Source organism: Bradyrhizobium paxllaeri (assembly GCF_001693515.2).
Classification (GTDB): Bacteria; Pseudomonadota; Alphaproteobacteria; order Rhizobiales; family Xanthobacteraceae; genus Bradyrhizobium; species Bradyrhizobium paxllaeri.
The window spans coordinates 3,603,474-3,624,892 of record NZ_CP042968.1 but is presented as its reverse complement, the minus strand read 5'-3'; the positions used below and the strand labels follow the sequence as shown (position 1 = coordinate 3,624,892).

Sequence of the window (21,419 nt, the reverse complement as noted above, 5' to 3'; positions counted from 1 at the left end):
GCCGCCAGTAAACCGGGGCGTTTGCCAGAAAAGTACAATCTTTCCCCGGCTTCGTCCAATTCCAAGCCTCCCGGGACCTCCCCTAACGTCAGCACGATCATGAGCGCCAGTTCAATGGCGCCGGTCGAACCATCCCGGGAGGAGAACATGACGACAAGTTTGACGCGGCGTGCCGCACTGCTGGCCGCCGCGACCTGCGCCGCCACCATCGGCCTGACCGCCATTGCCGAAGCCCAGACCTCGATCAAGATCGGCTACGCGATCTCGCGCACCGGTCCGAATACCGGCGGCGCCGCCGTCACCACGATTCCCAACTACGAATTGTGGGTAAAGGAAGTGAATGCCGCCGGTGGCATCAAACTCGGCGACAAGCGCGTCCCGATCGAGGTGGTGCAATATGACGACCGCTCCAACGCCGAAGAGGCAGTGCGCGCGCTGGAACGGCTGATCAACCAGGACAAGGTCGATTTCATCCTGCCGCCATGGGGCACCGGCCTCAACCTCGCGGTCGGTCCGACGCTCAACCGCGAAGGCTATCCGCACCTCGCCGCCACAGCCGTGACCGACCGCGCGCCGGAACTCGCCAAGCGCTGGCCCAACAGCTTCTGGCTGCTCGGCACATCAGCGGACGCCGCGAAATCGCTGGTCGAACTCCTGAACAAACTGCGCGATGAAAAGAAGATCGGCGACACCGTGGCGATGGTCAGCATCGCCGACGGGTTTGGCATCGATCTGTCCGGCGCGGCGCGGCCGGCACTCACCAACGCGAAGTTCAAGCTCGCCTACGACAAGACCTATCCGATCGGCACGCAGGACCTTGCGCCGATCGTCAACGAGATCAAGGCGCTCAATCCCGACGTCTTCATCGCCTTCAGCTATCCGCCGGATACGCTGGCGCTGACCGAGCAATCGCGTATCGCAGGCCTAAATCCAAAAGTTTTCTACACCGGCGTCGGCACCGCCTTCCCGCTCTACAAGCAAAAGTTCGGCAAGAATACTGAGGGCGTGATGGGCATCGGCGGCTGGAGCGGCGACAGCCCGGCGATCAAGGATTACCTCGCCCGCCACAAGGCCTCCGCCGCCAACGGCGCCGAGCCGGACCGCTGGGCGAGTGCGGTGACCTATGCCAGCCTGCAGATGCTGCAGCAGGCCATCGAACGCGTCGGCAAGGTCGACCGCGCCGCCGTGATCAAGGACCTGCAGACGGGCATGTTCGATACCGTGATCGGCAAGGTCAAGCTCGAGAACAACATGCCGACGCGCTACTGGTGGGTCGGCCAGTGGCAGGATGGCGAGTTCTACGGCATCGCACCGGCCGGCAACGAAGGCGCGCGCAAAGCGATCGTGCCGAAGCCGGCGTGGGTCGCGCCGTAACGTCAAGACAGAGATACGGCCGGCTAAACCATGACCAACGCCATTCTGACCGGCCTGATGCTGGGCGGCATGTATGCGCTCATCGCCATGGGGCTCACGCTCCAGTACGGCGTTGCGCGCATCATGAACCTTTCCTACGGCGAGTTCCTGATCGCCGCCGCCTTTGCATCGCACTGGCTGTTCACGGGCTGGGCCGTCAGCCCCTTCGTCGGACTGGCGCTGGTCGTGCCCCTCGCCTTCGCCTTGAATTTCGCGATCTACAAGCTACTGCTGACCCCGCTGGTGCGCCGCGCGCCGAACCGCGATGCGCTCGAGGTCGACAGCATTCTCGCAACCTTCGGCCTCACCTTCGTCATTCAGGGCTCGATGCTCGCGCTGTTCGGCGGGGCCTATTACAGCTATTCGTTCCTGGCCTTCCCGGTGCAGTTTCTCGGCGAGACAGTCGCCGCCAACCGCCTCACCGCGCTCGGCATCACCATCCTGCTCGGGCTGGCGCTTTATGCCGCGCTGACGCGCACCCGCGCCGGCACGGCGGTGCGCGCGGTCGCCGTCGATCCCTTCGCGGCCCAGCTCGTCGCCATCAATGTACCGCAGGCCTCTGCGCTGACTTTTGCGCTCGGCGGAGCATTGGTCGCCGCAGCCGGCGTGCTGGTCAGCACCTTCCTCACTTTCAGTGCGTCATCAGGCGTGGTCTTCACCATGAAGGCCCTGATCGTCGTGGTGATGGGCGGCGTCGGCAACATGCTGGGCTGCCTGGTCGCGGGGCTGGCGCTTGGCCTCAGCGAGGCGCTGGTGGCGTCCTATGTCGATCCCGGACTTACGCTCGCGGTGAATTTCGCGCTGTTTCTCGCCGTGCTGCTGGTGAAGCCGGCCGGCCTGTTTGGCAGGGCCACACGATGAGCGCGCGTATCGCCGGCTTCAGTGCCCTCGCGCTCGCGGCGCTTGCGCTGCTCGCGCTCGTGCCGCGTCTCGGCAACGCCTACTATCTGGCGCTCGCCATTAGCCTGCTGCAATACACCGTGCTGGCGACGGCCTGGGGCCTGTTCTCAGGTCCCACGCGCTATGTCTCGCTGGCAACGACCGCTTTCTTCGGCGTCGGCGCCTATACCGTTGCCGTGCTCGGCGAGATCCTGCCCTGGCCGCTGGTGCTGCTGACCGCCGCGGCGCTCGGCGCCATCGTGGCTGCTATCGTCGGGCTGTCGACGCTGCGCCTCAGCGGCGTCTACTTCGTCATCTTCACCTTTGGTCTCACCGAACTGATCCGCCAGCTCGTGGTCTGGTTCGAGGTCAACAAATCGCGCGTGCTCGGGCGCTACGTCTTCGTCAACATCACGCAGGCCGACATTTACTGGCAATTGCTGGCGCTGACCGCAGCCGTATTCCTGCTGGGCTGGCTGATCGCGCGTTCGCGTCTCGGCTTTGCGCTGCGGGTGATTGGCGAGGACGAGACGGTGGCAAAGCATTGCGGGATCAATACCACCTTCGCCAAGGTCGCCCTGTTCACGATCAGCGCTACCGTCATGACGCTGGTCGGCGCGATCATGGCGCCGCGCTGGACCTATATCGAGCCGTCGATCGCCTTCAATTCGATGATCTCGTTTCAGGTGCTGATCATGGCGCTGCTCGGCGGCGCTCACCGGCTGTGGGGTCCGGTGCTCGGCGCCGTGCCGCTGACGCTGCTGTTCGAGCTCCTGAGCGCGCGCTTTCCCAATACGTTCACGATCATCCTCGGCTGCGTCTTCCTGTTGATCGTCTACATGCTGCCGCGAGGCGTCGCAGGACTGTTCGAAAAGCTGTCGACGAGGACGAGCGGCAAAACCACGCAGCGGGTGGCCGCATGAACCAGGACACCGCAACACGTGTGCTCGAAGTTGAAGGCCTGCGGCGCGCGTTCGGCGGGTTGGTTGCGGTGAACGATCTCGGCTTTGTGGTGGGGCAAGGCGAAATCATGGGCCTTCTCGGCCCCAACGGATCGGGCAAGACGACGGCGCTCAATTTGATCTCGGGCGTCTTGCGTCCCGATGCCGGCACCATCCGCCTGATAGGCCAGAATATCGCGGGCCTGGCGTCGTATCGGATCGCACGGCTCGGCCTGGCGCGGACATTCCAGCTCGTCCGCGTGCTCGACGGCATGGACTGCCGGGAGAACATCAAGGCGGGACTTGCTTTCCAGAGGCCGCATCTGTCCGTCACCGAAGCCGAGCTTCGGATCGACACGCTCCTCGACCGCGTCGGCCTCGCTGGACACGGCCGGCGGCCCGCGGCCGACCTCACCTATATCGACCGAAAGCGCCTGGAGCTTGCCCGCGCTCTCGCCGCAAGGCCGCGGCTGTTGCTGCTCGACGAATGGCTCGCCGGCCTCAACCCATCTGAGCTTGCGATCGGCATCGACCTGATCCGGTCGTTGAAGGCGGACGGGATCACCATCGTGCTGGTCGAGCATGTGATGACCGCGGTGCGCGCCCTGTGCGACCGCTGCATCGTGATGAGCAGCGGCCGCAAGATCGCGGAAGGCGCGACCGCGGACGTGCTGAGCGATGCGGCGGTCGTGAAGGCCTATCTCGGCGGGGTGGCCGCCGATGCTTGAGGTCAAGAATCTCAGCCTCGCCTATGGCCTGCACCGCGCCCTCGACGGCGTCGCGCTCAATGTCGGCCGTGGCGAGATCGTCACCATCCTCGGCGCCAATGGCGCTGGTAAAACATCGCTCCTGAAAGCCATTGCAGGCGTCGTGCGTACGCTGCCCGGCAAGCAGGTGAGCCTCGGCGGCCGTGACATTTCCGTGCTTCCCGCACACGACATCGTCGAAAGCGGACTGGCGCTGGTGCCCGAGGGCCGCGGCATCTTCGGCGATCTCACGGTGAAGGAAAACCTCCTGCTCGGCGCCAACCCGAAGCGCGCCCGCGACGGCGAAGCGGCGCGGCGCGAGCAGGTGTTTTCGCTGTTTCCGCGCCTGCGCGAACGCGCCGCCCAGATCGCGCGCACCATGAGCGGCGGCGAACAGCAGATGCTCGCGATCGGCCGCGCGCTGATGTCCAATCCGGATATTCTGCTGCTCGACGAGCCCTCGCTCGGGCTGTCGCCTGCCATGGTGCAGGAACTGTTCGCCACCTTGCATCGGGTGCGCGAGGCCGGCGTCGGATTGCTGCTCGTCGAGCAGAACGCGCAGGAGAGCCTGCGGATCGCCGACCGCGGCTATGTGCTCGAAAACGGCATCATCGTCGGCCACGGCAGCGCCGATCAATTGAAATCCGATCCCGCCGTCCAGCGCGCCTATCTCGGTGGCGTGCCGCCGGCCACCGCATCATCGTCGTAACGCCCTGCCTGAGGAGAGAAAGCCATGTATGAAATTTCGCTGCTGCTCGAAAGCAAGGATGTGCCCGCATCGAACGGCGCAACGTTCGATCGCCTGAACCCCGTCACCGGTGATCTCGCAAGCCGCGCCGCCGCCGCCCAGATCGCGGATGCGAAGCGCGCGGCCGACACGGCCGCAGCCGCCTTCCCCGCATGGTCCGCCACTGGCCCGAATGCAAGGCGCGCGATCCTGCTGAAGGCTGCCGATCTCCTGGCGTCGAAGACCCCGCAGTTCATCGAGCTGATGGCCGCGGAAACCGGCGCGACCGCCGGCTGGGCCGGCTTCAACGTCCACCTTGCCGCCGGCATGCTGCGTGAGGCCGCCGCGATGACCACGCAGATTTCGGGCGAGGTCATCCCCTCGGACAAGCCGGGCTGCATCGCGATGGCCGTGCGCCAGCCCGCCGGCGTGGTGCTGAGCATGGCGCCGTGGAACGCGCCCGTTATTCTCGGCGTGCGCGCCATTGCGCTGCCGCTGGCCTGCGGCAACACCGCGGTGCTGAAGGCCTCCGAAATCTGCCCGGGCACCCACCGGCTGATCGCCGAATGCCTGCACGACGCCGGCCTGCCGCCCGGCGTGCTCAACGTCATCACCAACGCGCCGGAGGATGCCCCTGCCCTGATCGAAATGCTGATCGGCCATCCCGCCGTGCGGCGCGTCAATTTCACCGGCTCGACCCGCGTCGGCCGCATCATCGCACAGGTGGCGGCGAAGTATCTCAAACCCGCATTGCTCGAACTCGGCGGCAAGGCGCCGATGATCGTGCTCGACGATGCCGACATCGATGCCGCCGTAGCCGCCGCAGCCTTCGGCGCTTTCATGAATCAGGGCCAGATCTGCATGTCGACCGAACGCCTCGTCGTCGACGAGAAGATTGCCGACGCGTTCGTCACAAAACTCGCGGCGAAAGCCGGATCGCTGGTCGCCGGCGATCCCCGCAAGGGCAATGCGCCGCTGGGATCGCTGATCGGCACCGATGCCGCGGCGCGCATCCAGACCCTGATCAACGACGCCGTCAGCAAGGGCGCCAAGGTGGTTGCAGGCGGACGCAGCGAGGGCACGCTGATGTCGGCGACCGTGATCGACGGCGTCAACTCGTCGATGCGGATCTATGGCGAGGAATCGTTCGGCCCGGTGGTCTCCGTCGTGCGCGTCAACGGCGTGGACGAAGCCGTTCGCGTCGCCAATGACACCGAGTATGGCCTGTCGGCGGCCGTGTTCGGCCGCGACATCGCCCGCGCGTTCGAAGTCGCCAAGCGGATCGATTCCGGCATCTGCCACGTCAACGGCCCAACCGTTCACGACGAGGCGCAGATGCCGTTCGGCGGCGTCAAGGCGTCAGGCTATGGCCGCTTCGGCGGCAAGGCCGGCATCGCCGAATTCACCGAATTGCGCTGGATCACGATCGAGACCGGACCGCAGCATTACCCGATCTAACTCTTGGTCTTGACGCGGAAGATCACGGGCAAGGTGAAGCTCAGGCCTTCGTCGGCGACGACAGGCGGCGGCATCGGCACCGGATCGGAGCGCCGCACCATCGCCAGCGCCGCCTCGTCGAAGGCCGGATCGCCCGAGCCCTTTTCGATCTCGGTCGAGAGCACGTGGCCCATGCGGTCGAGCGTGAAGCGAATCTGGATCTCGGCGGATTTCTGCTGCCGCTCCTTCGGATAGCGCTTGTGCTTGTCGAGATGCGCGACCAGCTCCTTTTGCCAGGTCACGCGCGCACGCCGCGCGCTCTCGCCAGTGCCAATCACCGGGGCGACCGAACGCTGCCCTTCCGGCATTTCCTCGGAACTCGGCGTTGCGGTGGCTTCGGAGGCAATCGACTCGGTGGACGCCTGCGTCTGCACCGCCGCGACCTTCGGGTCGTCCTCTTTCGGCTTCTTGGACTCGGTCTCCGTGACCACCCGATCGGCCTCTTCAGGCTCGGTCGGCTTGTCCTGCGGCAGATCGGTTTCCTTCACCTCGGCCTGCTGCTCGTTGAGCTGCGGCGACGCCGCGGATGCCTCGGTATCCGGGCCCGGCGGCAAGTCCGTCACCTCGCGGCGCACGGCGGCCATTTCGAGCCCGACCTCGATCGCCGTTGCGCCGAGGGCGTCATCGGATTCTTCGGTCTGCAAATGCGCGATCGCGAGCGCGGCACCGCCAACGTGAAGCGCGAGCGCGATCACCGCGGCTGAAATCCAGAGCCGCCGGGAGGGTTTTTGGTCGTCGAGCCCGGTCAAGGTTTTGCCGGCGCCGCTTGCGCCGCCGCTGCTTCGGGAACGCCTTCGAGCGCCACCAGCTTGAGCTTGGAATAGCCGCCGGCGCGCAGGATTTCGAGCACATCCATCAACTCGCCATAGGGCACGGCGCGGTCGGCACGCAGGAAGATGTAACGCTCCTTGCTGGCGTCCGGCATCGCATCGAGCGAACGCACCAGATCGACGCGCTTGACCATGTCCTCCCCGATCGCAACCGAGAGGTCCGGCTTGATGCTGACGTAAGTCGGCTTGTCCGGTTTCTTCTGCGGGGTCGCGGTCGATGTCGGCAGATCAATCGGCAGATCGACGGTCGAGAGCGGCGCCGCGACCATGAAGATGATCAGGAGAACGAGAATGACGTCGATGAACGGCGTGACGTTGATCTCATGCGATTCCGCGAAATCGCTGTCGTCATCGTAGTCATGTTCTGCGATCGAGGCGCCCATCGCCTACTCCGCTGCCGTACGGGAATGCGAGGTGACATGGGTACGGTCGAGATCGCGCGACAACAGCCGCGCCGCGGCGCCCGATGCCCGGCTGACCAGCTCCATGTAGCCCTTGGTCACGCGCGAAAAGTGATTGTAGATGATGACGGCGGGAATCGCCGCGACCAGACCGATGGCAGTCGCGAGCAGCGCCTCGGCGATGCCGGGCGCCACCACGGCAAGGTTCGTGGTCTGCGATTTCGAAATGCCGATGAAGCTGTTCATGATGCCCCAGACCGTGCCGAACAGACCAACGAAGGGCGATGTCGCACCGATGGTCGCGAGCAGGCCCATGCCGAGCCGGATACGCCGCGCTTCAGCGCGCACGATTTCCGCAAAGCTCGATGCGGCGCGCTCCTTGATGCCGGCATCGCTCGAGATGCCCGCCGACAGCCGCGCCTCGCGCATGGCCGCCGCCAGGAAGGACGCCAGCACGCTGCCCTTGGCGCCGAGCGCGAATTGCGCTTCCGCCAGCGACCGCGCGTCCGCGATCTTGGCCAGCGCCGAGCGCACCTTGCGCTGAACCACAGTCAGCTCAAGCATCTTGGCGATGAAGATCGTCCAGGTCACCAGCGAAGCAAAGGCGAGACCGATCATGACCGCCTTGACCACCACGTCGGCCGACTTGAACATCGACCACGGCGACAATTCCTTGAGCTCTGCGGCCGCCGCCTTCAGCTTACCCTCACGCTCTGCCTGCGTCGCAGCTGCGTCCGAAGGCGCAGCCGGTGCAGCCGCTGCCTGGGGCAGCGCGGCCGGTGGCTGCGATTGCGTTACGGCGGGCGATGCCTGAGCCGCAGGGGCCATGCCCTGCTGGGCGGATAACGGCGCCGTCAGCGACAGCATCGCCAGCGCCGAGATCATCACCAACGTCGTCACGCGAGAAAGAGTCATGTTCTTCATACTTCGGCCCAGCAGCGGATCAGGTTGCGATTGGTCAATTTGACCGTTTCAGGGTCGTCTCGCCCGAGCCGCTCTACCAGGGCCTGGATCGCGGTAACGAGATCGAAGACGAGGCTGCGGGCGTGGCCATCCCGTACCACGCTCTGCAGCCAGAAAAAAGACGCAACACGCATACCTCGTGCGACCGGCGTGACCAGATGCGACCTAGACGCAGGATAATGCACGAGGTCCCCGGCCCCGAACTTGATCTCATGTGAGTCATAGAGGTCCTCCACTATCACTTCGCTACCGTCGTATTCGTCCGGTTCCGACGAGCACAGCGTCACCGAAAGGTGGCTCCGGATCTGCAATCCCGTAAGGCAATCTCCCCTCACCGCATTGTCTACATGAAGGCCGAATTGGTGGCCGTCTAAGGCCGCGTAGCGGTTAAACAGCGGCGGAACGATCTGCAGCAGGGTCGCCGCCGAGATGAATTCTGGACTGGCGGTCAGCGTCGAAAGCACGCAACGGCCGAGCATACCGCGCACCGCGCCTGCGGTGGAGCGGCCATCTTCCGCTCGGGCCGCGACATGATGCGGCGGAGGTCCGCCACACCGGTCGCGCGGTACATTGGCGATGCGGACCAGCATTGCAGCCGTCCCTTAGAATTTGTCTAGAACCGTGCCGAGAGCACCATGCTCACGCTGCATCCAGGTGCCACGAACACGAACGGCGTCGCGCCCCAATCAGAGCGCATCGTAGCCGAGCTCGCTTGTCAGGTTTGGCGACCAACCGTTTTGCGTTCCGGTTCCTGTTAACCTCCCTTACAAGCGTTCTAAAGAATGCCGGGAAATCCTGGCAGTCAGGCACTGGTTGTTCGTCCAGCTTTCGTCAATCAAACCGTGCCGGCGGCTGCACGACGGCGACGCGCGCAATCAGTCCCATCTGCGCGCACTCACGCCCGGAGCTCGCAACAGAATGGCGACGGCAGCGAGCCGCCCATCGCGACGGCCAACCTTTCCAATTGTTTAGGATTCTCAAGCCTTAGTGTTTGTACAGGCTGAGCACGCGAACGTTATATCGGAGGAATTGGGGAACTTCCGGAAATCCATGATCATGTCGAGGTCGCGCACCAACCGTTGGGCTTTGCTGATCGTAGCGATCGCGGCGTTGGGCTATCTGGGCTGGCAGCGATACCTGAGCGGGGATCATCCGGCGCAAGCTGAAGCGCAGAAGGCCGCGCCCGCCCGTGCCGCCGTTCCGGTGCGGATTGCCACGGTCGAAAAAGCCGATTTTCCGGTCTACCTGACCGGCCTCGGCACCGTGCAAGGCTTCAACACCGTCGTCGTCCGTACCCGCGTCGACGGCCAGATCAACCGGATCGCCTTCCAGGAAGGCCAGGTCGTCAAGGAAGGCGACACGCTGGTCGAGATCGACCCACGACCTTTCCAGTCTGCGCTCGATCAGGCCAAGGCCAAGAAGGCGCAGGACGAAGCCAACCTCGCCAATGCCAGCCTCGACCTGCAGCGCTATACCAAGCTCGGCGAATTCGCGACCCGGCAGCAGACCGATACGCAGCGCTCCACCGTCGCGCAGCTCACGGCGCAGATTCAGGCTGACGCGGCGATGATCGAAACCGCGCAGACCCAGCTCGATTACGCCACCGTCAAGGCGCCGATCTCCGGCGTCGTCGGGCTGCGCCAGGTCGACGTCGGCAACATCGTCAATGCCGCGACGCAAACCGGCATCGTGACCATCGTCCAGATCGAGCCGATCGCCGTGATCTTCACTGCACCCGAAGAGCAACTGCCGGATATCAAGGCGGCGCTCGCCGCTTCCCCTCCCAAGACGATCGCGCTCTCCACCGACGGCAAACGCGTGCTCTCCACCGGCACGCTTTCCCTGATCAACAACCAGGTCGACACGTCGAGCGGCACCGTTCGCCTCAAGGCCGTGTTCGACAACAAGGATCACGCGCTGTGGCCGGGCCAGTCGGTTTCGACCCGTCTGCTCATTGCGACGTTGAAGGACGCGACCGTGATTCCCGACGACGCCGTTCAGCATGGCCCCAACGGCCTTTACGCCTATCTGGTCAACAAGGATAACAAGGCCGAACTCCGCAAGATCAAGGTGACGCGCTCGATCGATGGCCGCTCCGTGGTCGATGAGGGGCTAGCGCCCGGCGAGCAGGTGATCACGGCGGGCCAGTTCAAGGTTCAGCCGGGCACGCTGGTGACGACGGCGGTCGCCAGCTCGGATCAGGCTCAGGCCAGGACGACCGACGAATGAGCGAGGGAATCTCCGCGCCCTTCATCCGCTATCCCATCGGCACGTCGCTGATGATGGCCGGGATCCTGTTCGTCGGCCTGGTCGCCTATCCGCTGCTGCCGGTCGCGCCGCTGCCGCAGGTCGATTTTCCGACCATCCAGGTTTCCGCGTCGCTACCCGGCGGCAGTCCGGAAACCATGGCCTCATCGGTGGCGCAACCGCTGGAGCGTCAGCTCGCACAGATTCCCGGCGTCGCGCAGATGACTTCGACCAGCTATCTCGGCACGGCAGCGATCACGATCCAGTTCGATCTGAACCGGCAGATCGACGCCGCTGCCAACGACGTGCAGGCCGCGATCAACGCTGCCAGCGGCCAGCTACCGAAGAGCCTGCCCTCGCCGCCGACCTATCGCAAGGTCAACCCGGCGGACTCGCCGATCCTCCTGCTGTCGGCAACATCGGACACGCTGCCGCTGACGACCGTGAGCGATGCCGTCGACGCCCAGCTTGCGCAGCAGATCAGCCAGATTTCCGGCGTCGCGCAGGTCATCATCGGCGGACAGCAGAAACCGGCGATCCGCATCCAGATCGACCCGGCGAAACTCGTGGCCAAGGGACTGTCGCTGGAAGACGTCCGCAGCCAGATCGCGATCACGACCGTCGACAGCCCCAAGGGCAATATCGATGGCGAACACCGCGCCTACACCATATACGCCAACGACCAATTGCCGAACTCGAAGGACTGGAACGACGTCATCATTGCCTATCGCAATGGCGGCCCGTTGCGGATCCGCGATATCGGCCAGGCCGTCACCGGCCCCGAAGACGCCAAGCAGGCGGCTTGGGCCAACGGCAAGCGCGGCGTATTCCTGGTGATCTTCAAGCAGCCCGGCGCCAACGTCATCGAGACCGTCGACAAGATCAAGGCGACGCTGCCCCGGCTGGTCGGTGCCATTCCGCCGGCGATCAAGATCGAGGTCATCAGCGACCGCACCCAGACCATCCGCGCCGCGGTGGAGGACGTGCAGTTCACCCTGCTGCTGACGATTGCGCTGGTCGTCATGGTGATCTTCGTCTTCCTGCGCAGCTTCTGGGCCACCGTGATCCCGACGGTGACGGTTCCATTGGCGCTGCTCGGCGCCTGCGCGCTGATGTGGGTGTTCGGCTATACGCTCGACAATCTGTCGCTGATGGCGCTTACCATCGCCGTCGGCTTCGTGGTCGACGACGCCATCGTGATGCTGGAAAACATCACGCGCTATATCGAGGAAGGCGAAAAGCCGCTCGCCGCCGCGTTCAAGGGCGCCCGCGAAATCGGCTTCACCATCGTCTCGATCAGCATCTCGCTGGTCGCGGTGCTGATCCCGCTATTGCTGATGGGCGGCATCATCGGGCGGCTGTTCCGCGAATTCGCGGTGACGCTGGCCATGACCATCTTCGTGTCGATGGTCGTGTCGCTGACGTTGACGCCGATGATGGCCTCGCGCTTCCTGCGCGCGCACGGCGAAACCAAGCATGGCCGATTCTACCAATGGAGCGAAAGCGCCTTCGACGCGATGCTGCGCGTCTACGAGCGCGGCCTTGACCTTGCTTTGCGCTGGAAGCTCTCCACGCTGATGATCTTCTTTGCCACCTTGGGATTGTCAGTCTATCTGTTCGTCATCATCCCAAAAGGCTTCTTTCCGCAGCAGGACAACGGCCTGATCACAGCCACTTCGGAGGCCAGCCAGGACATCTCCTTTGCCGACATGAAGCGGCATCAGGAAGAACTCGGCAAGATCGTGCAGGCCGATCCAGATGTGGCCTCTGTCGCGATGGCGATCGGCGGCAGCGGCCGGGCCGGCAATAACGGCAGCCTGTACATCACGCTGAAGCCGCGCGACGAGCGCAAGGCGAACGCGCAGCAGATCATCGCGCGCCTGCGTCCGCAGCTGGAGAAGGTCGAGGGCGCCCGCCTCTATATGCAGGCGGCGCAGGACGTGCGGCTCGGCGGCCGGCCGACGCGCACCCAGTTCGAGTTCACGCTGCAGGACGCCGATTTGGCCGAGTTGAACGAATGGGCGCCAAAGATCCTGGCAAAGATGCAGACCCTGCCCGAACTGCGCGACGTCGCCACCGACCAGCAGACCAACGGCACCACGCTGGAGTTGAAGATCAACCGCGATACCGCCGCACGCTATGGCATCCAGCCGCAACTGATCGACGACACCCTTTATGATGCGTTCGGCCAACGCCAGGTGACGCAGTATTTCACCCAGCTCAACACCTACAAGGTGGTGCTGGAAGTGCTGCCGGAGCTACAGGGCAGCCTCGACACGCTGAACAAGATCTATGTGAAATCACCCACCACGGGTGATCAGGTGCCGCTGTCGACCTTTGCCACCTGGACCAGCGTGCCGGTGCGGCCATTGTCGATCAGCCATCAGGGCCAGTTTCCGGCGATCACGATCAGCTTCAACCTCGCGCAAGGCGTGGCGCTGGGACAGGCGACCGACGCGGTGCAGAAGGCGATGGTCGAACTCGGCGCACCGACGACGCTCAATTCGAGCTTCCAGGGCACCGCGCAGGCGTTCCAGCAGTCGCTCGGCACCGTGCCGCTGCTGATCCTCGCCGCGCTCGTGGTGGTCTATCTGATCCTCGGCATCCTCTACGAAAGCTACATCCACCCGATCACGATCTTGTCCACCCTGCCGTCAGCAGGCGTCGGCGCACTCGCCATCCTGATGCTGTTCGGGTTTGACTTCAGCCTGATCGCATTGATCGGCATCGTGCTCCTGATCGGCATCGTGAAGAAGAACGGCATCATGATGGTGGACTTCGCCATCACGGCCGAGCGCGACGAGAACCTGGAGCCTGAAGGTGCGATCCGCAAGGCGGCGCTGCTGCGCTTCCGCCCGATCATGATGACGACGATGGCGGCGCTGCTCGGCGGCGTGCCGCTGATGCTCGGCACCGGAACGGGCTCGGAAATCCGCCAGCCGCTGGGCTATGCCATGGTCGGCGGGCTGCTGGTCAGCCAGGCGCTGACGCTGTTCACGACGCCGGTGGTCTATCTCTATCTCGACCGGCTTTCCAACGCGTTTGCGCGGTGGGGCCGTTCGTCCAATCCTAACCATGCGCATTCGGACACTCACGGATCGGTCAAGCAGGCGGCCGAATGACTTGACTTTAAGTTGCAACCAGCACATCCGAATGAAGTTCATTTCGGAGTTGGATAGTGACAATTCCTATAAAGCTTGCGGTTGCAGCCGTCATAACGCTCTCCTTTTTCGCACAAAGCCACGCCCAGGCGCCCAAAGCCAAAAATGCCCCCGCGACGGCCCAGGCCGCGCCGCCTCCCGCCGCTGCTACGGCCGACGGCGCAAACGCGCCGGCGCCTCCCGGCTGGATTGCGCGGTGCAGCAGCGCCAACCGCAGCGCGCCGCTGGAATGCGCGATCGAGCAGACCGCGGTTCTGACCAAGACCGGGCAGCTCATCGTGCTGATCAATGTCCGCGTGCCCGCCGACACGCGCGCGCCGATCGCCCTCGTGCAGTTACCGCTTGGGCTCAATCTGCCGGCCGGCGCCAAACTTCAGGTCGATGACGGCAAGACGTCCGACCTGCAGATCCAGACCTGCGAGGCCCGCGGCTGCTACGCCAACCTCCAGATTTCGCCCGAGATGCTCACCGCGTTGAAATCCGGCAAGCAGTTGAAGGTCTCGTTTCAGAATCTCGCCAAGGAAACGATTGCGATCCCGATGCCGCTGGCGGACTTTGCAGCGGCGTATGACAAGATCAAGTAAGGCGAGTTCAAGTCTTAGCCCCGTCATTGCGAGCAGCGATGACGTCGCCCCACAAGAGGCCGTCATACCCCGCGAATGCGGGGTATCCAGTACGCCGCGGCTTATCACTTCATCACCAATGTCTCTGGAATACTGGATCGCCCGCCTGCGCGGGCGACGACAGTTCAGGCGACTGATGGCTACTGCCGCGCCATCTCAGCGGCGCCTACCCCCTCGCCATCCAGCTTCTGGTCCTCATGCATGTCGACCGTCACCTTCAGCAATTGCCCGGTGAACTCGAACGGCGCCGCGTAATGCGAGACCGGGCTTGCGCGGTCGCGGCCGATATCGAGGCCGGACCACGAGATGAAATTGTTGAAGGCGAACTGGGTCTGGATCGAGCCTACCGGCTCGCCGTCGATCAGCAGCGTATAGGCGGTCGCACCGGTGCGCGAGCCCTTGGCGGGCGGCTCCTTGCGCACCAGACGTTCGACATGCACGCCGAGCCGGTGTGCGCCTGACGGCACCTTGCGGTCGGAGGTCACGATCTCATGGCCGCCGCCGATGTTGAGATCGTGCACCAGAAAGCCGTCCTTGATGTAGAGGCTGTAGCCTGAGGTCGCGTCGCCATGAGCGATCAGCACGCCCTCCGCCCCCTCCTCGCCGATCTCGACATGGGCCTCGATGGTGTAGCTGCGGCTGCGCACATCGGGCGCAACGTCGGTCGGCACATGCCCCATGCCGGCGTGAAAGGTGAACCTGTTGCGCGCGCCATGAAAGCGCGCTGCATTCTCGGCGAAGCGCGGGCCGAAGCGGTCGTCGAGCGGCAACACATTGTGCTTCTCGGCCTCGCTCCACCACAGCTTGATCATCGCCTCCAGCCGTCCGGGCTCTTTCGCCGCGAGATCGTCGGTTTCCGAAAAGTCCTGCGCCAAATGAAACAGCTCCCACTTGTCGTTCTCGAACGGCGTGCCCGAGGGATGGAAGGAGACCGCTTTCCACCCGTCATGCCAGAGGCCGCGATGGCCGAACATCTCGAAATATTGCGGTGACGATTTTGACGGCGCAGAGGGATCGGTGACGGAGCGCGCAAAGCTCTCGCCCTCGAGCGGCATCTGGGCAACGCCACCTATGTCCGAGGGCGGCGCGATGCCGATCAGATCGAGCAAGGTCGGCGTCAGGTCGCAGGCATGCACGAACTGGTGCCGCACCTCACCTCGGCCTGCGATCCTGTTCGGCCAGGTCATGATGAAGGGATCGCGGATGCCGCCACCATGGGTGTTCTGCTTGTAACGCCGCAGCGGGGTATTCGACGCCATCGCCCAGCCATGCGGGAAATTGCTGTGCGAGTCCGGTCCGCCGATGTCATCGATCCGCCGCAGCTTTTCCGCTGGCGGTTCGGGGCGGAAATTATACGGCCCCATCGCGTTCACAAAACCCCATGGCCCGCCCTCCTGACTGGCACCGTTGTCCGACAGCACCAGGATCAGCGTGTTGTCGCGGATCCCCGCTTTATCGAGAAAGCCGATCAGCCGCGCCAGATGCTGATCGGCGTGATCGAGCATGCCGGCAAAGGCCGCCTGCAGCCGCGTGAACACGCGCCTTTCGTCGGCGCCATGCTCGTCCCATGCCTTCACGCCGTCATTGCGCGCTGGCAATCGAGTCTCCTCCGGCACGAGGCCCATCGCCTTCTGCCGGGCGATGCGCTGCTCGCGCTCGACGTCCCAGCCATGGGCGAACTTCGCATCATAGCTCTTGATGATGTCCATCGGCGCCTGGTGCGGCGCGTGGCAGGCGCCGAGTGCAACCCAGGTCAGCCAGGGAATATCGGGGCGATCGGCGGTGTGATCGGCGATGAAGCGGATCGACTGGTCGATCAGATCAGATGTGAGGTGATAGCCGTCGGCATACGTCCCGGGTGGATCGACGTGGGCATTGTCGGATACGAGCTCCGGCGCGAACTGATCCGTCTCGGCATCGAGAAAACCGTAGAAGCGGTCAAAACCGCGGCCGAGCGGCCACCCGTCGAACGGCCCGGTGGCGCCGCTTTCGGTGAGCGGCGTGACATGCCATTTGCCGACCATGTAGTTGCGATAGCCGTGCGGCCGCAGCATCTCCGCCAGCGTCCCCGCCTCGCGCGCGATCTTGCCGCGATAGCCGGGATAGCCGCTGTCGAAATTGGCAAGGCAGCCGACGCCGACCGAATGATGGTTACGCCCGGTCAATAGCGCCGCACGCGTGGTCGAACACATCGCGGTGGTATGGAAGCTGGAATAGCGCAGGCCTTCGGCCGCAAGCCTGTCGATGGTCGGCGTCCTGATGGCCGAGCCGTAGCAGCCGAAATCGGAGAAGCCGACATCGTCGAACAGCACGACCAGGACATTCGGTGCGCCCTCCGGCGGCTTGGCGGCTTGCGGCCACCAGGGCTTTGAGCCCGCCACCGTCTTGCCAATGGTGCCGCCGAACGGTTTTGCGCTGCCTGCCGCCATCGCCTGCTCCCTCATTATCCGCGACCCGGTTGATCCCTGGGGTTTGCCGCATGCCGGCCGTCCATGCCCGGCCAGCCGCCCATGGCCATTGCCTGAAATCATAATCCGAATTATCATTATGATTACTTCGAACGGAGAAGCAAGTTCCGGATGCAGCGATCGGCCGAACTCGACCTTCCCGGCGTTACCCCCTCGCGGCAGAAGCGCAGCCGTGAGACCACGGCCGCCTTGCTCCAGGCCGGCGCGGAGATGCTACGCACCCACAGCCTTGCGGAATTGTCAATCGAGGCCCTGTGCCGGCAGGTCGGCGTCACCGTCGGCGCGTTCTACAGCCGGTTCGAAAGCAAGGACGCCTATTTCAATGCACTGATGGCGCTGGCCGCGCGCGATGGCGAAAGCAGGCTCGCGCGCATGACCGAGGACAAGCGGCTGGCCGATGCGGACCTTGCCGATCTCAGCCGCCTCCTCGTCCGCGGCACCATCGGCTGGATCCGCAAGCACGAAGGCGTGCTGCGCGCCGCGCTCCAGCACGACGACACGCGGCCGGACCGCTGGTCCACGTTCAAGGAGCTGGCGCGCGCCAACGTCGCCAATGCCACGCCCATCCTGCTTGCCGTCATGGGCCGCGACCGCAAGGCCGCGAAGACCCGCACCATCGCCTTCGGCTTTCAGGTCGTGCTGGGGACGCTGGTCAACGCGATCCTCAACGACCCCGGCCCGCTATCCGTTCATGATGAGGAGCTGGAGCAGCGGCTGGCGAATTGCCTCCTGCTGTTGCTGAAAGCGGAGATCACGCCCGCAGCGCCCGCCCGCGCTGCCGCGCGCCACAGGCGGAAGAAGTGACCGCCGCTTGAGCTGACGATGCTTCGAAATCCGAAGGCGGAGGCCAAAATGCCTCCTCTTCCACGCTTGCCAAAGACAGGATCAAGCGGGTAGAACGACGCCAACCTTGGCGCGGTGATTTGTCCAGATCCCGCCGCCGGCGATTTATCCAGATAATCAGATAAGCCATTGATTATATTGGATAATCCATTGGGGAATGGTGTAACGGTAGCACAACAGACTCTGACTCTGTTTGTCTTGGTTCGAATCCAGGTTCCCCAGCCAGCCTCGCGGCGGCACCTTCCGTAGGCTGATTTCAACGCCCCTCAAACCCACCTCTTTCGCCGTCGGTACGACTTGATGTCGCGAAAGCTCTTGCGGCCCTCCGACGACATCCCGAGATAGAATTCCTTGACGTCCTTGTTCTCGGCCAGCGCTTTCGCCGGTCCGTCGACCATGATGCGGCCGCTTTCCAGGATGTAGCCATAGTCGGCGTATTTCAGCGCGACATTGGTGTTCTGCTCGGCCAGGAGGATGCTGACCCCTTCCTTCTGATTGAGGTCGCGGACGATCTCGAAAATCTCCGCCACGATCTGCGGGGCGAGGCCCATCGACGGCTCGTCGAGCAGCAGCATGTTCGGCTTGGCCATCATGGCGCGACCGATCGCCGTCATCTGCTGTTCGCCGCCTGACGTGTAGCCCGCCAGGCTGCTTCGCCGCACCTTCAGGCGCGGGAAATAGGCGTAGACCCTGTCCAGCGCGTCGCGCAATTGCGCGCCCTTGATCGGCCGCGTGTAGGCACCGGTGATCAGGTTTTCCTCGACCGTCAGATGGCCGAAGCAGCGTCGCCCCTCCATCACCTGCACCATGCCCATGCCGACGAGATCGCCGGGGGTGAGCCGGTCGGTGCGCTTGCCGCGGAATTCGATCGAGCCTTTGGTCACGGCTCCCCGCTCGGAGGCAAGCAGCGTGGAGATCGACTTCAGCGTCGTGCTCTTGCCGGCGCCGTTGCCGCCAAGCAGCGCGACGATTCCGCCTTGTGGCACTTCGAGGGACACGCCGCGCAGCACGAGGATCACGTGGTCATAGACCACCTCGATGTTCTTGACCGCGAGCACAGGGCCCGCCGCCACCGCGGCGGCTGGCGCCTCTGTCGTGCCGGCTGATGTGACGGAAACGTTCATGGCCGCATTCCCCAAAAGTCAAATTCGAATGCGGGTGGAAGACCGCCTTCCACCCGCTCGTCGTGTCAAAAGCGTCCGCTCAGGAGCATTGGCGGATCGGCAGGTTGTTCTCCTTCGCGTATTTCTCGGCCGATTCTTCGATCAGCTTGCGAATGAAGGCCGGGTTCGGTGCAGGCACCCAGTCCGTCAGGAGCTGGAATTGCTTGCCGTCCCACTGCATCATCCGGAAGCGCTCGGAGCCGTCGTGTTTGGCGCAGGACATCTTGAACGGCGCCGACATGCCGAGGATTCCGATCTCCTTGAGCTTGTCGTCGGTGACATCCAGCGCCTCGTAACCGTCGCGGAATTCCGCACCCGTGACGGTCTTGCCCACCTTGTTGTGAATCCGCTGGGCGTTCTTCATCGCCTCGACCCACATCACGGCCGCGCCGACGCCGCGGTTGTAGTAGACCGTGCCGACGCGTTGCGGGTTCTGCATGTTGCCCTTGCCGGCGCCATACACGACCTTTTCGATGTCCTGAATCAGCGGGAATTTGCCGGGCGCGGCGTTGGCGGCGACATAGGTGCCCTTCGCGGCGTCGCCGGCCGGGATCATGTCCTCCTCGGCGCCGCCGAAGGTCACATACATCATCTTTTCCCGGGGGAAGCCAACGCGGGCGGCCGTGGTGATCGCCGTCGAGTTCATGCCGGAGCCTGCGCCCCAGAAGGTGACCCAATCGGCCTTCTCGCGGCGGATCTGCAGCCATTGCGACTGCTGCTCCAGTCCGGGCGGCGGCACGGCGATTTCGATCAGCTTCACACCCCATTCCTTGGCGATTTCACGCATCGCCGGAATCGGTTCCCGACCATAGGCCGTATCGATGTGAAGGTGCACGATCGTCTTGCCCTTCATCTTGTCGATGCCGCCTTCCTTCTGCGCCATGAAGTTCATCTTCACGGCGATCTGCCCCCAATAGTGGCCCGCCGCATTGAACACCCACGGCCAGACGCGGCCGTCGGCAGCGTCAGTGCGGCCGTAGCCGTACTGAGCGAGCACGACGTTATCCGGCGCCATGCGGCCGATGACGGCGTAAGCGCCGGGCGTACCCAGCGTATCGAACACGACCATCTTCTGGTCGCCCTTGTTCAGCAGACGCTGGTAGCATTCGACGGTGCGGGCCGCGTTATACTCGGTCTCGCACTCGTCATAGGTCAGCTTCACGCCGTTGACGCCGCCGTGCTTCATGTTGACGTAGTTCAGATAGTCGATGATACCGCCGTAGTAGCCGGTACCCATTGCCGAGTAGGGTCCGACGCGGCTGCTGGGAATCCCGAAATACTGTTCCTGCTCCTGCGCCATCGCGGCCGAGGATGCGGTTGCGACCGCGAATGCGGCCCCAAGCGCGAAGATACCAGGCATGGCCCGGCGGAGAATCGTATCGATCATCATGACGCCTACTTGCTCCCCTTGTTGACGACTTTCTTGTTGTGAACGAACGACATCCGGCTCAGTGGCGGAACGGCCAGAGCCGCAACCTTTCCTTGGTCAGTTGCCACAGACGCGCGAACCCGAGCGGTTCGAAAATCAGGAACACGATGATCAGCACGCCGAAGATCACCTGCTCCAGCGCCGAGGTGATGGTGGCGTCGACCGCCTTCCCGAACGCCTTGTGGAAGAACACGTTGAGGAACACCGGCATCAGCAGAATGAAGCCCGCGCCGAGAAAGGAGCCGAGAATGGTGCCGAGCCCGCCGATGATGACCATGAACAGGATGCGGAACGACAGGTCGATGGTGAACGCCGACGGCTCAACCGTCTGCAGATAGGCGAAGGCGAACAGGGCACCGCCGACGCCGCAGTAGAACGAGCTGATCGCGAACGCCTGCAGCTTGGTGCGCAGCAGCGACAGGCCCATCACCTCGGCCGCGACGTCCATGTCGCGGACCGCCATCCAGGCCCGTCCGGTGCTGCCGCGCGCCATGTTCTTGGCGGCGAGCGTGAGCGCCGCGACGATCAGCAGCACCACCCAGTACTTCTCTCGGGGCGACGCGAAATTATGGCCGAACATGATGATGGGCTGCGCCGTGATCACCCCGGCGGGATCGTAGTTCTTGAACCAGCCGAACTTGTCGAGCGCCCAGACGATGAAGAACTGCGAGGCCAGCGTCGCGACCGCGAGGTAGAGGCCGCGGATGCGCAGGCTCGGCAGGCCAAAGACGATACCGACCAGTGCTGCGCATATGCCGGACAGAAACAGCGCCAGCAGGAACGGAATGCCGTCGATGCGAAGGATCAGATTGTAGCAGGCGAAGGCGCCGACCGCCATAAAGCCCGCCGAGCCCAGCGAAAGCTGACCGGCATAACCCATCAGGATGTTTTGTCCCGTCGCGACCAGCGCGAGGATCAGCCACGGGATCAGGATCGCGCTCAGCCAGTAGTCATTGGCGACAAAGGGCACGACCGCGACAGCCAGCAAAAGAATGATGGCCATCCCGACGCGGTCCTGCCGCAGCGGAAGGAGTTGCGAATCTGCCGCGTAGCTGGTGCGAAACTGTCCGGCTTCCCTGTAGAACATC

At 64.1% G+C, this 21,419-nt stretch carries 17 protein-coding genes, 1 tRNA gene and 1 pseudogene; 11 read left to right on the top strand and 8 right to left on the bottom strand.

The window, feature by feature from the left end; all coding sequences use genetic code 11:
• The first annotated feature begins 147 nt into the window (after positions 1-147).
• The 6 genes from LMTR21_RS17075 to LMTR21_RS17050 are packed head-to-tail and all read left to right on the top strand — an operon-like array spanning position 148 to position 6,164.
• Positions 148-1,374 carry an amino acid ABC transporter substrate-binding protein gene (locus tag LMTR21_RS17075; protein WP_065753102.1) on the top strand — a complete coding sequence of 409 codons (1,227 nt, stop codon included), beginning with the start codon at positions 148-150 and terminating at the stop codon, positions 1,372-1,374.
• A 30-nt stretch (positions 1,375-1,404) separates the two neighbouring features.
• On the top strand, positions 1,405-2,274 hold the full coding sequence (locus LMTR21_RS17070; protein WP_246175652.1) for a branched-chain amino acid ABC transporter permease: 870 nt from the start codon (positions 1,405-1,407) through the stop codon (positions 2,272-2,274).
• Positions 2,271-3,215 (top strand): branched-chain amino acid ABC transporter permease, encoded by a 945-nt coding sequence (locus LMTR21_RS17065; protein ID WP_065753064.1) that lies wholly within the window; start codon positions 2,271-2,273, stop codon positions 3,213-3,215. Before LMTR21_RS17070 ends, LMTR21_RS17065 begins: the two co-directional genes overlap by 4 nt.
• Positions 3,212-3,961, top strand: a complete 750-nt coding sequence (locus LMTR21_RS17060; protein ID WP_065753065.1) for an ABC transporter ATP-binding protein — start codon at positions 3,212-3,214, stop codon at positions 3,959-3,961. The genes LMTR21_RS17065 and LMTR21_RS17060 overlap by 4 nt, the downstream gene beginning before the upstream one ends.
• The gene (locus LMTR21_RS17055; protein WP_065753066.1) at positions 3,954-4,688 is read left to right on the top strand and encodes an ABC transporter ATP-binding protein; all 735 of its coding nucleotides are present in this window, start codon (positions 3,954-3,956) and stop codon (positions 4,686-4,688) included. The genes LMTR21_RS17060 and LMTR21_RS17055 overlap by 8 nt, the downstream gene beginning before the upstream one ends.
• Positions 4,689-4,712: 24 nt before the next feature.
• Complete coding sequence (locus LMTR21_RS17050; RefSeq protein ID WP_065753067.1) at positions 4,713-6,164, top strand: aldehyde dehydrogenase; 1,452 nt, start codon at positions 4,713-4,715, stop codon at positions 6,162-6,164.
• Here LMTR21_RS17050 and LMTR21_RS17045 read toward each other — a convergent pair.
• The 4 genes and pseudogenes from LMTR21_RS17045 to LMTR21_RS17030 all read right to left on the bottom strand — a co-directional run bounded on the left by LMTR21_RS17045 (position 6,161) and on the right by LMTR21_RS17030 (position 8,968).
• A complete protein-coding gene (locus LMTR21_RS17045; protein WP_065753068.1) occupies positions 6,161-6,952 on the bottom strand; it encodes an energy transducer TonB in 792 nt (263 codons plus the stop codon). The genes LMTR21_RS17050 and LMTR21_RS17045 overlap by 4 nt on opposite strands.
• Positions 6,949-7,416, bottom strand: a complete 468-nt coding sequence (gene exbD, locus LMTR21_RS17040) for a TonB system transport protein ExbD (protein ID WP_065753069.1) — start codon at positions 7,414-7,416, stop codon at positions 6,949-6,951. The genes LMTR21_RS17045 and exbD overlap by 4 nt, the downstream gene beginning before the upstream one ends.
• A gap of 3 nt (positions 7,417-7,419) precedes the next feature.
• Positions 7,420-8,358, bottom strand: coding sequence for a tonB-system energizer ExbB (gene exbB / locus LMTR21_RS17035; RefSeq protein ID WP_065753070.1), 939 nt, complete (start codon positions 8,356-8,358; stop codon positions 7,420-7,422).
• A pseudogene (locus LMTR21_RS17030) lies at positions 8,355-8,968 on the bottom strand (Fe2+-dependent dioxygenase). Before LMTR21_RS17030 ends, exbB begins: the two are co-directional and overlap by 4 nt.
• Before the next feature lie 485 nt (positions 8,969-9,453).
• Between LMTR21_RS17030 and LMTR21_RS17025 the strand changes: the two are divergent.
• From LMTR21_RS17025 to LMTR21_RS17015, 3 genes are all read left to right on the top strand, one after another.
• Positions 9,454-10,626, top strand: a complete 1,173-nt coding sequence (locus LMTR21_RS17025) for an efflux RND transporter periplasmic adaptor subunit (RefSeq protein ID WP_065753104.1) — start codon at positions 9,454-9,456, stop codon at positions 10,624-10,626.
• A complete protein-coding gene (locus LMTR21_RS17020) occupies positions 10,623-13,766 on the top strand; it encodes a multidrug efflux RND transporter permease subunit (protein ID WP_065753072.1) in 3,144 nt (1,047 codons plus the stop codon). The genes LMTR21_RS17025 and LMTR21_RS17020 overlap by 4 nt, the downstream gene beginning before the upstream one ends.
• Positions 13,767-13,828: 62 nt before the next feature.
• Positions 13,829-14,389 carry an invasion associated locus B family protein gene (locus tag LMTR21_RS17015; RefSeq protein WP_065753105.1) on the top strand — a complete coding sequence of 187 codons (561 nt, stop codon included), beginning with the start codon at positions 13,829-13,831 and terminating at the stop codon, positions 14,387-14,389.
• Between the two features lie 179 nt (positions 14,390-14,568).
• On the opposite strand, the gene LMTR21_RS17010 is transcribed toward LMTR21_RS17015, so the two are convergent.
• Positions 14,569-16,857 carry an arylsulfatase gene (locus LMTR21_RS17010; protein ID WP_065753106.1) on the bottom strand — a complete coding sequence of 763 codons (2,289 nt, stop codon included), beginning with the start codon at positions 16,855-16,857 and terminating at the stop codon, positions 14,569-14,571.
• Between the two features lie 150 nt (positions 16,858-17,007).
• On the opposite strand from LMTR21_RS17010, the gene LMTR21_RS17005 reads away from it, so the two are divergent.
• Together LMTR21_RS17005 and LMTR21_RS17000 are read left to right on the top strand one after the other, a co-directional pair.
• Positions 17,008-17,700: a TetR/AcrR family transcriptional regulator gene (locus LMTR21_RS17005; RefSeq protein WP_065753073.1), complete on the top strand. Its 693-nt coding sequence runs from the start codon at positions 17,008-17,010 to the stop codon at positions 17,698-17,700.
• Between the two features lie 190 nt (positions 17,701-17,890).
• Positions 17,891-17,964, top strand: a tRNA-Gln gene (locus tag LMTR21_RS17000).
• Positions 17,965-18,005: 41 nt separating this feature from the next.
• On the opposite strand, the gene LMTR21_RS16995 is transcribed toward LMTR21_RS17000, so the two are convergent.
• The 3 genes from LMTR21_RS16995 to LMTR21_RS16985 all read right to left on the bottom strand — a co-directional run bounded on the left by LMTR21_RS16995 (position 18,006) and on the right by LMTR21_RS16985 (position 21,418).
• Complete coding sequence (locus LMTR21_RS16995) at positions 18,006-18,863, bottom strand: ABC transporter ATP-binding protein (RefSeq protein ID WP_065753074.1); 858 nt, start codon at positions 18,861-18,863, stop codon at positions 18,006-18,008.
• A 79-nt stretch (positions 18,864-18,942) separates the two neighbouring features.
• Positions 18,943-20,292 (bottom strand): ABC transporter substrate-binding protein, encoded by a 1,350-nt coding sequence (locus LMTR21_RS16990; protein ID WP_210250579.1) that lies wholly within the window; start codon positions 20,290-20,292, stop codon positions 18,943-18,945.
• 58 nt (positions 20,293-20,350) lie between these two features.
• Positions 20,351-21,418: a branched-chain amino acid ABC transporter permease gene (locus tag LMTR21_RS16985; RefSeq protein WP_065753075.1), complete on the bottom strand. Its 1,068-nt coding sequence runs from the start codon at positions 21,416-21,418 to the stop codon at positions 20,351-20,353.
• Position 21,419: the final 1 nt, after the last annotated feature.

What these genes read in the sequence shown, in the direction of transcription:
- LMTR21_RS17010 (WP_065753106.1), bottom strand. Translation starts at nt 16,857, where the DNA reads ATGGCGGCAGGCAGCGCAAAACCGTTCGGCGGCACCATTGGCAAGACG.
- LMTR21_RS17070 (WP_246175652.1), top strand. Translation starts at nt 1,405, where the DNA reads ATGACCAACGCCATTCTGACCGGCCTGATGCTGGGCGGCATGTATGCG.
- LMTR21_RS17050 (WP_065753067.1), top strand. Translation starts at nt 4,713, where the DNA reads ATGTATGAAATTTCGCTGCTGCTCGAAAGCAAGGATGTGCCCGCATCG.
- LMTR21_RS17055 (WP_065753066.1), top strand. Translation starts at nt 3,954, where the DNA reads ATGCTTGAGGTCAAGAATCTCAGCCTCGCCTATGGCCTGCACCGCGCC.
- LMTR21_RS17075 (WP_065753102.1), top strand. Translation starts at nt 148, where the DNA reads ATGACGACAAGTTTGACGCGGCGTGCCGCACTGCTGGCCGCCGCGACC.
- LMTR21_RS17065 (WP_065753064.1), top strand. Translation starts at nt 2,271, where the DNA reads ATGAGCGCGCGTATCGCCGGCTTCAGTGCCCTCGCGCTCGCGGCGCTT.
- LMTR21_RS17025 (WP_065753104.1), top strand. Translation starts at nt 9,454, where the DNA reads ATGTCGAGGTCGCGCACCAACCGTTGGGCTTTGCTGATCGTAGCGATC.
- LMTR21_RS17020 (WP_065753072.1), top strand. Translation starts at nt 10,623, where the DNA reads ATGAGCGAGGGAATCTCCGCGCCCTTCATCCGCTATCCCATCGGCACG.
- exbD (WP_065753069.1), bottom strand. Translation starts at nt 7,416, where the DNA reads ATGGGCGCCTCGATCGCAGAACATGACTACGATGACGACAGCGATTTC.
- LMTR21_RS16990 (WP_210250579.1), bottom strand. Translation starts at nt 20,292, where the DNA reads ATGATGATCGATACGATTCTCCGCCGGGCCATGCCTGGTATCTTCGCG.
- LMTR21_RS17005 (WP_065753073.1), top strand. Translation starts at nt 17,008, where the DNA reads ATGCAGCGATCGGCCGAACTCGACCTTCCCGGCGTTACCCCCTCGCGG.
- LMTR21_RS16985 (WP_065753075.1), bottom strand. Translation starts at nt 21,418, where the DNA reads ATGTTCTACAGGGAAGCCGGACAGTTTCGCACCAGCTACGCGGCAGAT.
- LMTR21_RS16995 (WP_065753074.1), bottom strand. Translation starts at nt 18,863, where the DNA reads ATGAACGTTTCCGTCACATCAGCCGGCACGACAGAGGCGCCAGCCGCC.
- exbB (WP_065753070.1), bottom strand. Translation starts at nt 8,358, where the DNA reads ATGAAGAACATGACTCTTTCTCGCGTGACGACGTTGGTGATGATCTCG.
- LMTR21_RS17060 (WP_065753065.1), top strand. Translation starts at nt 3,212, where the DNA reads ATGAACCAGGACACCGCAACACGTGTGCTCGAAGTTGAAGGCCTGCGG.